This window comes from Rhodanobacter sp. Root179, from assembly GCF_001428465.1.
Classification (GTDB): Bacteria; Pseudomonadota; Gammaproteobacteria; order Xanthomonadales; family Rhodanobacteraceae; genus Rhodanobacter.
Genome location: NZ_LMHR01000070.1, coordinates 36010 through 48900 on the forward strand (window position 1 = coordinate 36010; position 12891 = coordinate 48900).

Annotated in this window: 13 protein-coding genes; 3 read left to right on the forward strand and 10 right to left on the reverse strand. The window is 66.2% G+C overall.

From position 1 onward, the window contains the following. Positions 1 to 85: 85 nt before the first annotated feature. From ASD82_RS07455 to efp, 3 genes are all read right to left on the reverse strand, one after another. Complete coding sequence (locus ASD82_RS07455; RefSeq protein ID WP_056717208.1) at positions 86 to 337, reverse strand: YciI family protein; 252 nt, start codon at positions 335 to 337, stop codon at positions 86 to 88. A gap of 12 nt (positions 338 to 349) precedes the next feature. Continuing rightward, on the reverse strand, positions 350 to 1681 hold the full coding sequence (locus tag ASD82_RS07460; RefSeq protein WP_056717209.1) for a TRZ/ATZ family hydrolase: 1332 nt from the start codon (positions 1679 to 1681) through the stop codon (positions 350 to 352). Positions 1682 to 1820: 139 nt separating this feature from the next. Then, positions 1821 to 2399: an elongation factor P gene (efp, locus tag ASD82_RS07465; protein ID WP_007804756.1), complete on the reverse strand. Its 579-nt coding sequence runs from the start codon at positions 2397 to 2399 to the stop codon at positions 1821 to 1823. An 88-nt stretch (positions 2400 to 2487) separates the two neighbouring features. On the opposite strand from efp, the gene epmB reads away from it, so the two are divergent. Further along, a complete protein-coding gene (gene epmB, locus ASD82_RS07470; protein WP_056717210.1) occupies positions 2488 to 3498 on the forward strand; it encodes an EF-P beta-lysylation protein EpmB in 1011 nt (336 codons plus the stop codon). A gap of 132 nt (positions 3499 to 3630) precedes the next feature. Beyond that, positions 3631 to 5673 carry a GGDEF and EAL domain-containing protein gene (locus ASD82_RS07475; protein WP_056717211.1) on the forward strand — a complete coding sequence of 681 codons (2043 nt, stop codon included), beginning with the start codon at positions 3631 to 3633 and terminating at the stop codon, positions 5671 to 5673. Between the two features lie 108 nt (positions 5674 to 5781). Here ASD82_RS07475 and rplS read toward each other — a convergent pair whose 3' ends face one another. From rplS to ffh, 5 genes are all read right to left on the reverse strand, one after another. Beyond that, positions 5782 to 6189, reverse strand: coding sequence for a 50S ribosomal protein L19 (rplS, locus tag ASD82_RS07480; protein WP_056717212.1), 408 nt, complete (start codon positions 6187 to 6189; stop codon positions 5782 to 5784). Between the two features lie 42 nt (positions 6190 to 6231). Continuing rightward, a complete protein-coding gene (trmD, locus tag ASD82_RS07485; protein ID WP_056717213.1) occupies positions 6232 to 7005 on the reverse strand; it encodes a tRNA (guanosine(37)-N1)-methyltransferase TrmD in 774 nt (257 codons plus the stop codon). 36 nt (positions 7006 to 7041) lie between these two features. Continuing rightward, complete coding sequence (gene rimM / locus ASD82_RS07490; RefSeq protein ID WP_007804751.1) at positions 7042 to 7557, reverse strand: ribosome maturation factor RimM; 516 nt, start codon at positions 7555 to 7557, stop codon at positions 7042 to 7044. A 2-nt stretch (positions 7558 to 7559) separates the two neighbouring features. After that, positions 7560 to 7814, reverse strand: coding sequence for a 30S ribosomal protein S16 (rpsP, locus tag ASD82_RS07495; RefSeq protein ID WP_056717214.1), 255 nt, complete (start codon positions 7812 to 7814; stop codon positions 7560 to 7562). Positions 7815 to 8016: 202 nt separating this feature from the next. Next, positions 8017 to 9396 (reverse strand): signal recognition particle protein, encoded by a 1380-nt coding sequence (gene ffh, locus ASD82_RS07500; protein ID WP_056717215.1) that lies wholly within the window; start codon positions 9394 to 9396, stop codon positions 8017 to 8019. A 95-nt stretch (positions 9397 to 9491) separates the two neighbouring features. On the opposite strand from ffh, the gene ccsA reads away from it, so the two are divergent. After that, the gene (gene ccsA, locus ASD82_RS07505) at positions 9492 to 10289 is read left to right on the forward strand and encodes a cytochrome c biogenesis protein CcsA (RefSeq protein ID WP_056717216.1); all 798 of its coding nucleotides are present in this window, start codon (positions 9492 to 9494) and stop codon (positions 10287 to 10289) included. A 7-nt stretch (positions 10290 to 10296) separates the two neighbouring features. On the opposite strand, the gene radA is transcribed toward ccsA, so the two are convergent. Both radA and alr read right to left on the reverse strand, forming a co-directional pair. Continuing rightward, the gene (gene radA / locus ASD82_RS07510) at positions 10297 to 11682 is read right to left on the reverse strand and encodes a DNA repair protein RadA (protein ID WP_056717217.1); all 1386 of its coding nucleotides are present in this window, start codon (positions 11680 to 11682) and stop codon (positions 10297 to 10299) included. Between the two features lie 114 nt (positions 11683 to 11796). Next, positions 11797 to 12885, reverse strand: a complete 1089-nt coding sequence (alr, locus tag ASD82_RS07515; RefSeq protein WP_056717218.1) for an alanine racemase — start codon at positions 12883 to 12885, stop codon at positions 11797 to 11799. Between the last annotated feature and the right edge of the window lie 6 nt (positions 12886 to 12891).

Here is a 12891-nt window from a genome sequence, read left to right on the forward strand (position 1 = left end):
AATCCACGATGGCAATGAGTTTGTTGAAGAGTGTGGCCCGGCGTGGCCGGCCCGGATTCCTGTGCTCACGGACGAGTGCAAGGATTCAGGTCAGCCATTCATGCACGGTGATGTCCCACCCGCCGCTGATGTGCGCCGGATCGTTGTGCGCGATGGCCGTCGCCTGCGCCATGTCGCTGGCACGCAACACGTAGGCGCCGCCGGACTTGTCGCCGAAGCCGCCGTAAAGCTCGACCTGCCCCTGTTCGCGCAGGCCCTCCAGATACGCCCGATGCAGCGGCAGCACGGCAGGGTCGAGATGGGGGCGGCGCATCAACAGGATCAGGTAGCGGTTCATGGAAGGTCTCCCTCAAGCCGAGGCAATGCGCTCGCGCCAGGCGCGCGTGCGGGCCAGGATCGCGCCGGTGTCCATGTCCACCAGCTCGCGCGCCGCGAGCTTGCGCACGCCGGCAATCCACACGTCGCTGACCTGGTGCCGGCCCGTCGCATAGACCAGCTGCGATATCACGTGGAACATCGGCTGGGTCTCCAGGTCACTCAGCCGCACGGCGGCGAAGTCCGCCTGCTTGCCGACTTCGATCGAGCCGATTTTCGCTTCGAGTCCGATCGCCTTGGCGCCGTTGAGCGTGGCCGCGCGCAGCGCGAAGGCCGCATCGAACGCGGCGGCATCGCCGGCGACCGCCTTGGCCAGCAGGGCCGCGGTACGCATTTCGCCGAACATGTCCAGGTCGTTGTTGGAAGCGCAGCCATCGGTGCCGATCGCCACGTTGACGCCGGCGGCGCGGAGCTTCTCGGCGGGGCAGAAGCCGGACGCCAGCTTGAGGTTCGACTCCGGGCAGTGCACCACCGACACGCCGGCGGCCGCACACGCGGCGATCTCGCCCTCGGTCAGCTGGGTCATGTGCACCGCGACCAGCCGGTCGTTGACCAGGCCCAGCTTCTGCAGGCGCTGGAACGGTCGCAGTCCGCTCTTGGCCTTTTCGTCCTCCACTTCCTGCGCGGTTTCGTGGGTGTGCAGGTGGACCGGGATGTCGAGCTGGTCGGCCAGCACGCGGATGCGCTCGAAGCTTTCGTCCGACACCGTGTAAGGCGCATGCGGCACGAACGCGGTGGTCAACAGGCTGTCGCCGAGGAAGCTGTCGTGCACTTCGCCGGCGCGCTCGAAGTACTCGTCCTGGGTTTTCGCCCAGGCGGTGGGAAACTCGATCACCGGCAGGCCGACCACCGCGCGAAAACCCAGGTTGCGGTAGGTGGCGCCGATCACGTCGGGAAAGAAATAATTTTCGTTGGCGCAGGTGGTGCCGCCGCGCAGCATCTCGGCCACCGCCAGCTCGACGCCGTCACGCACGAACTCCGGACCGATCACCTTGGCCTCGGCCGGCCAGATGTGCTGCTGCAGCCACACCATCAGCGGCAGGTCGTCGGCCAGGCCACGCAGCAGGGTCATCGGATTGTGCGTGTGGCTGTTGACCAGGCCGGGAATCAGTGCGTGCTCGCCCAACTCGACCCGCTCGCGCGGCGCATAGGCCGCGCGAGCGTCGGCGATCGGCAGCAAGGCCACGATGCGGTCGCCGTCGACCGCCACCGCATGATCCTCCAGCACCACCGCATGCGGTTCGACCGGCACCACCCAGCGTGCCTCGATGATCAGGTCGACGGGTTGCGGATGGGACTGGCTCATAGTTCTGCTCCATGCAGCGGCTGCTGTTGAATACGACATGGGGCGGCACACCTTGCGGCGCCCGCCCCATTCGCTTTGTCGGTCATGCCGGTGGGCATGTCCGCCTTGACCAGCGACGGGAGCACGAGGCTCCCATCACTCACTTGACGCGGCTGTCGTATTCGCCGGTGCGGGTATCGACCTTGATGACTTCATCCTGGTTGACGAACAGCGGCACGCGCACCACGGCTCCCGTCTCCAGCGTGGCCGGCTTGCCGCCGCCGCCCGAGGTGTCGCCGCGCACGCCCGGATCGGTCTCGACGATCTTCAGCTCGACGAACTTCGGCGCCTGCACCGCGACGATGCCGCCGTTGAACAGGGTGACCACGCACTCCTCCTCGCCCTTCAGCCACTTCCACGCATCGCCCATGGCAGCCAGCGAGGCCGGCACCATCTCGAAGGTCTCCATGTTCATGAAGTGCCACACCTTGTCCTTGCCGATGCCGTCGATGAAGGACAGCTGCATGTCGGTGTCGGTGGCGTCCGCTTCCTCGAACGAATCGCTGGACTTCAGCGTCTGCTCGGTGGTGCGGCCGTCCTTCAGGTTGCGGATGCGGATGCGGGTGAACGCCTGACCCTTGCCGGGCTTGATGAAGTCCGCTTCGGTGATGATCCAGGGATCGCCGTTGTGAAGGATCTTCTTGCCCGTTTTGACGTCGTTGAGGCCAAGGGTCGCCATGCGCTATCTGCTCCGGAGTCGTATTCGCCCGAGGGGCGGCTAAAATGGGTGTCTGTCACGGGCGTCACCGCCCGATCCAAGGCCCGACATGATAACCGCAAGCCCCCATTCCCGCCTATCGCCCGCCGCAACCGGCTGGCGCGAACTGTGGCGGGACGCCATCACCGACCCCGGCGAGCTGTTGCAGGCGGTTGGCCTGGGTCACCGCACCGATCTGCTGCCGCCGGATGACGCCGGTTTCGCCCTGCGGGTTCCGCATGGTTTCGTGGCGCGGATGCGCCGCAACGACCCGACCGACCCCCTGCTGCTGCAGGTGCTGCCGCAACGGGCCGAACACGACCAGGTCGAGGGTTTCACGGCCGATGCGGTGGGCGACATGGCGTCCAGGGCCGGACAGGGTTTCCTGCACAAGTACGACGGCCGCGCCCTGCTGATCGCCAGCGGCAGCTGTGCGGTGAATTGTCGTTACTGCTTCCGCCGTCACTTTCCCTATGGCGAGGAGATCGCCGCCGCCTCGCAGTGGCGCGACGCGCTGGCCCGGCTCCGGGCCGACCCGTCGATTCGCGAACTGATCCTGTCCGGCGGGGACCCGCTGGCGCTGGCCACCCACAAGCTGGACGAGCTGGGCCGCGGCCTGGCTGCCTTGCCCCAGGTGATTCGCCTGCGCATCCATACCCGCTTGCCGGTGGTGCTGCCCGAGCGGATCGACGAGGAATTCGTGAGCTGGCTCGGCGCCCTGCCGCTGCAGAAGGTGGTGGTGCTGCATGCCAACCACGCCAACGAATTCGATGCCGGCGTCGATGCGGCCTGTGACCGGCTGAAGGCGGCCGGCGCCACGCTGCTCAACCAGTCGGTGTTGCTGCGCGGGGTCAACGACGACGTGGACGCGCTGGCCGCCCTGTCCGAGCGGATGTTTGCCGCCGGCGTGCTGCCCTACTACCTGCACCAGCTCGACCGCGTGCAGGGGGCCGCCCATTTCGAGGTCAACGACGCCCGCGCCCTCGCGTTGATGGACGCCCTGCGCGCCAGGCTTCCCGGCTACCTGGTGCCGCGGCTGGTCCGCGAAGTGGGCGGCGATACGTCCAAACGCCCCCTGTGAGACCTCCCGCCGTCACCTTTAGGCGGCTTGCTGCTGGCGGCTGCTGGCGGAATCCGTTACAAACACGAATGGCCGAAGGCCATGTCCGAACCCCGAACCGCCCGCGATGATCACCGGACTGCAGCACGCCCCATGAAAAAAGAATATGTCATCAAGATCCTCTTCGTCGAAAGCTCGCTCGAAGAGGCCGAACAGATCATCAGCCTGTTGCGTAACAGCGGCATCGCCGTGCGGCCCGCACGCGCCACCAATGTCGAGCAGATGCAGGCGGCGGTGAGCGAGCTGGAGCCGGACCTGGTGATGTTCGACCCGGCCGTCACCACGATCAGCCTGGACGAGGCGATGAAGGTGCTGGACGCTTACGGGCGTGACTTTGCGCTGCTGGCCCTGGTCAACGAGATGGAAAGCGAACTGGTCGCCAACCTGTTCGTGCATGGCGCCCGCGGCGTCGCCTCGCGGAACCATCCGAAGCAGCTGATCGCCGTGCTCAAGCGCGAGTTCGACGCGCTGCAGACGCGCCGCCAGGTGCGCTGGCTGCACACCGCGCTGCGCGAGACCGAGCGCCGCTGCGACGCCCTGCTCGACTCCTCTACCGATGCAATCGCCTACGTCCACGAAGGCATGCACGTGCGTGCCAACCAGTCCTATCTGGACACCTTCGGCTACGACAGCTTCGACGACCTGCTCGGTTTGCCGCTGCTGGACATGGTCGACGCGGCGAACGCCGACGAGATGAAGGCCTTGCTCAAGGGGCAGGCGCACCAGGGCAAGTTCCCCGCGCAGCTCACCTTGCGCGCGCGTCGCGCCGACGAGACCCGCTTCGACGCCACGGTCGAATTCACCCCGGCCACGTTCGAGGGCGAGCGCTGCCTGCAGATCGTGTTCCGCCGCCAGATGGTCGACCCCGCCGTGATGGAGCAGCTCCAGCGCGACCCGGTCACCGGGCTGTACAACCGCTCGCACATGCTGGCGCAGGTGGACGATGCGGTCACCGCCGCGGCCAAGGGCAAGAAGGGGCAGTCGCTGCTGCTGATCGAGCCGGACAACTGGGCCTCGCTGGTCAGCGGCATCGGCCTGGGCAAGGCCGACGAGCTGCTGTCCGGCTTCGCCGACCGCATCCGCATGCTGCTGGGAGCGGACGACGTGGCCGGCATGCTGGCCGAGCACACCCTGGGTGTGCTGCTCGATTCACGCACCGACGAAGACGTCCGCGAATGGATCGCCAAGCTGCAACACAGCATCAGCAGCGAGATCTTCGACGCCGGCAGCCGTTCGATCACGGTCACCGCCAGCGTCGGTGGCAGCCTGCTCGGCGAGAAGAACGCCAACGCCGAATCGCTGCTCAACCAGGCCAGCCATGCGTTGCGCACGGCACAGAGCCTGGGCGGCAGCCAGGTGGAACTGCACGACCCGGCGGCGCGCGAAAAGGCGGATGCGGAAAAGGACCGTCACTGGCTGGAACTGCTGCAGAAGGCGCTGACCGGAGAGGGGCTGGTGCTGTATCACCAGCAGACGATCAGCCTGCAGGACGTCGAGGGCGAGTATTCGGAAATCCTGCTGCGCATGAACGGCCCCCAGGGCGAGGTGCTGCCGGGCTTCTTCATGCCGATCGCCGAAAAGCACAACCTCACCGCGGCCATCGACCGCTGGGTACTCGACCAGGCCATCACGGCCCTGCAGCAACGCGAAAAGCAGGGCCAGCAGACCACCTTCTTCGTCAAGCTCACGGCGGCTGCGCTGCAGGATGAAAGCCTGCTGCCGTGGCTGGGCCAGCGGCTGGGCCAGGCGGGGCTGAAGCGCGGCCAGCTGGTGCTGGAGATGACGGAAAGCAAGATCATGACCCTGCTGCGTCCGGCGCAGGAATTCCTCAAGGGCTGGAAGAAGATCGGCGGACGCTTTGCACTGGAGCAGTTCGGTTCAGGCCTCAACTCGTTCCAGTTGCTCAACCACATCGATGCGGACTATCTGAAGATCGACCGCAGCTACATGGCCGACCTGCCGCAGCATCCGGAAAGCCAGAAGAAGATCACCGAGATCTGCCAGCAGGCCCACGAACTGAAGCGCCAGACGATCGCCGAATGGGTCGAGGACGCGACCAGCACCTCGCTGCTGTTCGCCTGTGGCGTGGACTTCGTGCAGGGCAACTTCCTGCAGATCCCGCAGCGGCTGGACTGAAGCGGCCGCTCGCCGGGGCATCCCGGCGGGCCTTAGGCAGGCGGCAGGCAACAAAAAACCCGCGGAGCGATCCGCGGGTTTTTCATGCGCAACCGCGCAGTGCCGGAATTACTCGGCGGCAGCGGCAGCAGCGGCAGCAGCCTTGGCGCTCGCCTTGGCGGCAGCGGCGGCGGCCACGTCTTCCTTGATGCGCGCAGCCTTGCCTTCCAGACCACGCAGGTAATACAGCTTGGCGCCGCGGACCTTGCCCTTGCGCTTGACCGACACCGAGTCGATGGCCGGGCTATGCGCCTGGAACACGCGCTCCACACCAGTGCCGTGCGAGATCTTGCGCACGGTGAAGGCCGAATGCAGGCCGCGGCTGCGGCGGGCGATGACGATGCCTTCGAAAGCCTGCACGCGCTCGCGATTGCCTTCCTTCACCTTGACGTTCACGACAACGGTGTCGCCGGGGCCGAATTCCGGCAGCTGGCGGGTGATCTGCTCGGACTCAAACTGTTCAATGATCTTGTTCATGGCGCACCTGTCGGTTCACTTAAATCGAAAGCAATGTTGCGGTCACTCGACCGCATCGTCTTGCCGTGATTGTCCCCGCAGGGGATGTTCACGACGGAATTCATCCAGCAAGGCCCGGGAAGCTGCATCCAGTCCATGCCGTGACAACAAGTCCGGGCGGCGCAACCAAGTCCGTCCCAGCGATTGCTTGAGGCGCCAGCGGGCAATCGCCGCATGGTCACCGGACAGCAACACCTCCGGTACCGAACCCAGTGCATCCTGCACCGGTTTTGCATAGTGCGGGCAATCGAGCAATCCATTCGAGAATGAATCCTGCTCGGCCGATGCCGCGTCATTCAACGCGCCATCCTGCAAACGCCCCACCGCGTCGATGATCACCGCCGCGGCAAGCTCGCCGCCGGACAGCACATAATCGCCGATGGAGAGCTCCTCGTCGACCTCGTGCGCCAGCAGACGCTCGTCCACACCTTCGTAACGCCCACAGAGCAGGCCGATGCGCGGCAGTTTCGCCAGCGCCTCCACCCTGCCCTGCGTCAGCCGCGCTCCCTGCGGACTGAGATAAACCAGATGCACCGGCTCCGGTGCCGCCTCGCGCATGGCCTTCAAGGTCGTGCGCAAGGGCTCGATCATCATCACCATGCCCGGACCGCCGCCATACGAGCTGCTGTCCACGCTGCGATGCCTGTCGGTGGCATGGTCGCGCGGGTTCCAGGTTTCCACCTGAAGCAGCTTGCGCTGCTGCGCTCGTCCCACCACACCGACCTCGGCACACTGGCGCACGAAGTCGGGAAACAGGCTGACGACGTCGATGCGCATGATCCTTGACCCTTTAGTCCGCAAAAAACGGCGACGTCAGAATTCGGGATCCCAGTCCACCACCATGCGCCCTGCGGACAAGTCCACCGAACGCACATACGAACCCTGGATGAAGGGGATCAGGCGCTCGCGCGCACCGTCCCGGACCACCACGACATCATTGGCACCCGTGGCGAACAGATGACTGACCCGCCCCAGCTGCACATCCTGCGTGGTGACGACCTCGAGTCCCTCGAGATCGACCCAGTAATACTCGTCTTTCGCCGGAGGAGGCAGCTGCTCACGGGCGACATGGATGTCGGTACCGATCAACGCCGCCGCCTTTTCCCGATCGTCGATCCCGGGCAACTGGGCAACCATGCCCTTGCCCTGGAGGCGACCCTTCGCTCCGGTGATCTCCAGCTCCGCACCGGGCGCTGCACCGAGCAGCCACGGCTGGTAGTCGAAGATCCGCATGCGCGGCTCGGCCCAGGATTCGATCTTGAGCCAGCCCTGCACGCCATACAGCCCGACGATGCGCCCGATCAGGACGCGTCGACCGGCCGTCGTCACGTTCAGGCAGCCTGCTGCTTGCCGGCTTCCTTGACCAGGGCAGCGACCTTGTCGGTCAGCTGGGCGCCCTTGCCAACCCATTCCTTCACGCGCTCGACGTTCAGCTCAAGGCGCTTGTCCTTGCCCGACGCAACCGGGTTGTAATAACCGACGCTCTCGATGTTGCGGCCGTCGCGCTTGCTGCGCTGATCGGTCACGACGACGTGGTAGAACGGACGGCCCTTGGCGCCACCGCGCGAAAGACGAATCTTGACCATGGTAAAACTCCAGAATTGCCGAACCGGCGGCAGGCACACGATAGCCGTGCGCGGTAAACGGGGCATTTTAGCGGTTTTTCGGGAAAAGGGAAGGGTTTATGGGGCAGGAGTGAGTGAAGAAGAGTGAGAAGAGAGAGAGAAAGCAGCAGCTTCGGCGCACTTCTCTCGTTTCTTACTCCTCTTCACTACTCACTTCTCGCCCTCAGCGCATCGGGGGCAGCCCGCCCATGCCGCCCATGCCCTTCATGGCGCCACGCATCTGTCGCATCAGGCCCTTGGTGCCGCCCTTGGACAGCTTGGACATCATTTTTTCCATCTGCATGTACTGCTTCAGCACCCGGTTGACGTCGGCCGGCTGGGTGCCGGAGCCGCGCGCCACGCGGGCGCGGCGCGAGCCGTTCAGCAGATCGGGGTGACGGCGTTCTTTCTTGGTCATCGAATTGATGATCGCGATCATCTTGTTCATCTCGCCGTCGTTGACCTTGGACTTGACGCTGTCCGGCAGGCCGGACACGCCGGGCAGCTTGTCCATCAGGCCAGCCAGTCCGCCCATGTTGCCCATCTGCTCCAGCTGGTCCTTCATGTCGTTCAGGTCGAAGCGCTTGCCCTTCATCACCTTCTGGGCGAGCTTCTGTGCCTTGTCCTGGTCGACCTTGCGCTCGACCTCCTCGACCAGCGACAGCACGTCGCCCATGCCGAGGATGCGCTGAGCCAGGCGATCGGGATGGAACGGCTCCAGCGCGTCGCTCTTTTCGCCCGCACCCAGGAACTTGATCGGCTTGCCGGTGACATAGCGCACCGACAGCGCCGCGCCACCGCGGGCATCACCATCGGTCTTGGTCAGCACCACGCCGGTCAGCGGCAGCGCCTCGTTGAACGCCTTGGCCGTGTTGGCGGCATCCTGGCCGGTCATCGAGTCGACCACGAACAGGGTTTCGATCGGCGTGATCGCGGCGTGCAGCGCCTTGATCTCGGCCATCATCGCCTCGTCCACGTGCAGGCGACCGGCGGTATCGACGATCAGCACGTCGACCACTTCGCGGCGCGCCGCGGCAACCGCAGCCCTGGCGATGGCCACCGGGTCCTGGCCCGCCTCGGACGGAAAGAACTTCACCCCGACCTGCTCGGCCAGCGTGCGCAACTGCTCGATCGCGGCCGGACGGTAGACGTCGCAGCTGACCACCATCACCTTTTTCTTCTTGCGCTCGGTCAGCAGCCGCGCCAGCTTCGCCACCGTGGTGGTCTTGCCCGCACCCTGCAGGCCGGCCATCAAGACCACCGCCGGGGGCTGCTGGGCCAGGTTCAGCTCACTGTTGGCCGCACCCATCACCACGGTCAGCTCGTCGCTGACCACCTTGATCAGTGCCTGGCCCGGCGACAGGCTCTTGACCACGTCCTGGCCGACCGCGCGCACCTTGATCCGCTGGATCAGCGCCTGCACCACCGGCAGTGCCACATCCGCCTCGAGCAGCGCGATGCGCACCTCGCGCAGCGCCTCACGGATGTTTTCCTCGGTCAGCCGGCCGCGACCACGCAGGCGGTTGACGGTGGTGGAAAGGCGTTGGCTGAGCGACTCGAACATGGCGGAACCGGCAAACGGGAAAGGGGCGATTATAACGGACGCGGCGACCGCCTTGGCATGCAAGCCGGCAAGGGGCTGTGCGACACTGCCGGGCTATGACCACACACCTGCTTGCGCTGATCGCCATCGTGCTCTACCTCGCCGCGGCGGCGGTGCTCGCCCGCCCGCTGCTGGGCAGCGGCCAGCCGCTGAACCGGTTGGCACTTGGCCTGGCCGGGGTGGCCGTGTTGCTGCATGCCAGCATCCTGCTCGGCATTCACCGGGGCGCGCTGGACCTGCATTTCTTCGCCGCACTGTCCCTGGTCGCCTTCGTCGTGTCGGCACTGACCTTGCTGGTAAATGCCTCGCGCCCAGTGGCCGCGCTGGGCGTCATCGTGTTTCCGCTGACCGCAGCGCTGGTGGCGGTGGACAGCTTCCTGGCCCCGCCCACCCTGCCGCAGTCGATGGACTGGCAGATCAAGCTACATGTCACGGTAGCGCTGGTCGCTTTCGGCGTGCTGTCGATAGCCGCCGTGCTGGCGATCCTGCTGGCCATCCAGGAACGGGCCTTGCGGCATCGCCAGTTCGGCCGCTGGTTGCGTGCATTGCCGCCGCTGACGCTGACCGAAACCCTGCTGTTCCGGCTGATCAGCGCCGGCTTCATGCTGCTTTCGCTGACCCTGCTGACCGGCGTGCTGTTCGTCGACAACCTTTTCGGCCAGCACCTGGTACACAAGACCGTGCTGTCCATCGTCGCGTGGCTGGTCTTCGGCGTGTTGCTTTACGGACGCTGGCGGCATGGCTGGCGCGGCTCGCGCGCGGTGAACCTGACCCTGATCGGCATGGCCGTGCTGGTATTGGCGTTCTTCGGCAGCAAGGCGGTGCTCGAGCTGGTGCTGCACCGCCCGGTATAGGCCACGCTCACCGGCAGGCGTCGATCGCCTCGCTCAGCCGCTCCACGCCGACCACCTCCATTTCGCCGACCCTGCCGTTCTTCGGTGTGTTGGCCTTCGGCACGATGGCACGCCTGAAGCCGTGATGCGCCGCTTCCTTCAGGCGCTCCTCGCCGTTCGGCACCGGACGGATCTCGCCAGACAATCCCACCTCGCCGAAGGTGATCATGTGCTCGGGCAACGGTCGGTCGCGCAAGCTGGACAGCACCGCCAGCAGCACCGGCAGATCGGCCGCGGTTTCCTGCACGCGGATGCCGCCTACCACGTTGACGAACACGTCCTGGTCGTACGCTGCCACGCCGCCGTGCCGATGCAGCACCGCCAGCAGCATCGCCAGGCGGTTCTGCTCCAGCCCCAGGGTGACCCGGCGCGGATTGCCCAGCGAGGACTGGTCGACCAGCGCCTGCACTTCGACCAGCAGCGGCCGGGTGCCTTCGCGAGTGACCATCACCGCGCTGCCCGAGGTCGGTCCCGCATGCGAGGACAGGAAGATCGCCGACGGATTCGGCACCTCGCGCAGGCCCTTGTCCGACATCGCGAACACGCCCAGTTCGTTGACGGCACCGAAGCGGTTCTTGAACGCGCGCAGCACGCGGAAGCGGCTGCCCGATTCGCCCTCGAAGTACAGCACCGCATCGACCATGTGCTCGAGCACGCGAGGGCCGGCGATGCCGCCCTCCTTGGTGACGTGACCGACCAGGAACACCGAGGTACCGGTCTCCTTGGCGAAGCGCGTGAGCTTGGCCGCGGACTCGCGCACCTGCGACACCGAGCCGGGCGCCGCGGTGAGCAGTTCGGTCCAGATGGTCTGGATCGAATCGATCACCAGCACCTTCGGCCGGGTCGCCATCGCCTGCTCGAGGATGCGTTCGATGCAGGTCTCGGCCAGCGCCCGCAAGGGGTCCAGCGAAAGGCCCAGGCGTTGCGCCCGCGAGGCGACCTGCGCCAGCGATTCTTCGCCGGTGACGTAGACGCTGGGCAATTGCAGGCCCAGGGTGCCCAGCACCTGCAGCAGCAGGGTCGATTTGCCGATGCCGGGATCGCCGCCGATCAGCACCACCGAACCCTGCACCAGTCCGCCGCCCAATACGCGGTCGAGTTCGCCGATGCCGGTCAGCGTGCGCGCCTCGGTGGTCGACATCACCTCAGTCAGTGGCGTGATCTTGGGCGAGCCCGCTGCGGCGCCGGCATAGCTGGAACGCTGCGCGCCCACCGACGACTTGCCCGCCGTGGCCGGCTCCAGCACGATCGCACTGAGCGTGTTCCACACCCCGCATTCGATGCATTGGCCCTGCCACTTGCTGTGCTCGGCGCCGCATTCGGTGCAGACGTAGGCGGTCTTGGCCTTGGCCATGAAAGTTTTCCAGCGGGATACGATGCGGGAAGCTTAGCCTGCGACCATCGCAAACCGCGAGACGTCAAAGCGCACGACGCCGTCAGTTTTCGTCTTCGAATGCGGACCGATCGATCAATGCTCGTCTTCGACGAACAGCACCCGGCGCGTCATGCCACAGGTGAGGTCATAGGAAATCGTGGCCGATTGCGCGGCGATGATTTCCACCGGCAGCTCCGGCCCCCACAGCACCACGCGATCACCGATCTTCGCCTCCGGCGCGGTGCGCAGGTCCAGGGTGATCAGGTCCATCGAGACGCGGCCGATCAGCGGCACCCGTCGATCACCGACCAGGACCGGCGTGCCCGCGGCGGCACTGCGCGGGTAGCCATCGCCGTAGCCGACGGCGGCGACGCCGATCGGCATGTCTTCGGGACAGGTCCAGGTGCCGTTGTAGCCGATGCACTCGCCCTTGCCGACCGCGTTGATCGCGATCAATCGCGTCGACAGCGTCATCGCGGGACGGAAGCCGAAGTCTTCGCCGCTGCTGCCTTCCACGACGGACAAGCCATAAAGCAGGCCGCCCGTGCGCACCCAGTCACCCCGCGCCTCGGGCCAGCCGAGCACGGCGGCGGAATTGGACAGCGAGCGTGGGCCGCCGAACATCTGCGTGGCCTGGTTGAAACAGGCGACTTGTGCTGCTGTCTGCCCGCCGCCGAACACTTCGGAGTCGGAGAAGTGGGTCAGCAGGCCGATTTCCGGATCGACACCCGTCATCGAGGCCAGTTGCGCATGCACCTCAGCCACCCGTGCGGGCGCGAAGCCGAGCCGGTGCATGCCACTGTCGACCTTCAACCAGACGCGCAGGCGTCCGCGCGCGGCGTCGGCCCCGGCCAGCCACTGCAACTGGGCGTCATGATGGATCGCGGCATCCAGCTGAAGCCGCTGCATCTCGGCGATGTCACTGGCGCTGTCCGGACCGGACAACACCACGATGCGCTGGCGGTGCCCGGCAGCGCGCAGGCGCAGGCCATCACCGAGCGCCGCCACGGCGAAGGCATCGGCCTCGCTGTCCAGCGCACGTGCGACTCGTTCCAGTCCATGCCCGTAAGCATCGGCCTTGACCACGGCCATCACCTGCGCCGGCGCCGCCAACGCCTTCAGCCGCGCCAGGTTGTGGCGCAAGGCGCCGAGATGGATGGTGGCGACGGTGGCGCGGCTCATCGTGGA

Excerpts from the sequence above, each read along its gene's own strand:
- efp (WP_007804756.1), bottom strand. The coding sequence starts at position 2,399 with ATGGCGACCCTTGGCCTCAACGACGTCAAAACGGGCAAGAAGATCCTT.
- rpsP (WP_056717214.1), bottom strand. The coding sequence starts at position 7,814 with ATGGTCAAGATTCGTCTTTCGCGCGGTGGCGCCAAGGGCCGTCCGTTC.
- epmB (WP_056717210.1), top strand. The coding sequence starts at position 2,488 with ATGATAACCGCAAGCCCCCATTCCCGCCTATCGCCCGCCGCAACCGGC.
- trmD (WP_056717213.1), bottom strand. The coding sequence starts at position 7,005 with ATGCGCATCGACGTCGTCAGCCTGTTTCCCGACTTCGTGCGCCAGTGT.
- ASD82_RS07460 (WP_056717209.1), bottom strand. The coding sequence starts at position 1,681 with ATGAGCCAGTCCCATCCGCAACCCGTCGACCTGATCATCGAGGCACGC.
- ccsA (WP_056717216.1), top strand. The coding sequence starts at position 9,492 with ATGACCACACACCTGCTTGCGCTGATCGCCATCGTGCTCTACCTCGCC.
- ASD82_RS07475 (WP_056717211.1), top strand. The coding sequence starts at position 3,631 with ATGAAAAAAGAATATGTCATCAAGATCCTCTTCGTCGAAAGCTCGCTC.
- rplS (WP_056717212.1), bottom strand. The coding sequence starts at position 6,189 with ATGAACAAGATCATTGAACAGTTTGAGTCCGAGCAGATCACCCGCCAG.
- ffh (WP_056717215.1), bottom strand. The coding sequence starts at position 9,396 with ATGTTCGAGTCGCTCAGCCAACGCCTTTCCACCACCGTCAACCGCCTG.
- alr (WP_056717218.1), bottom strand. The coding sequence starts at position 12,885 with ATGAGCCGCGCCACCGTCGCCACCATCCATCTCGGCGCCTTGCGCCAC.
- radA (WP_056717217.1), bottom strand. The coding sequence starts at position 11,682 with ATGGCCAAGGCCAAGACCGCCTACGTCTGCACCGAATGCGGCGCCGAG.
- ASD82_RS07455 (WP_056717208.1), bottom strand. The coding sequence starts at position 337 with ATGAACCGCTACCTGATCCTGTTGATGCGCCGCCCCCATCTCGACCCT.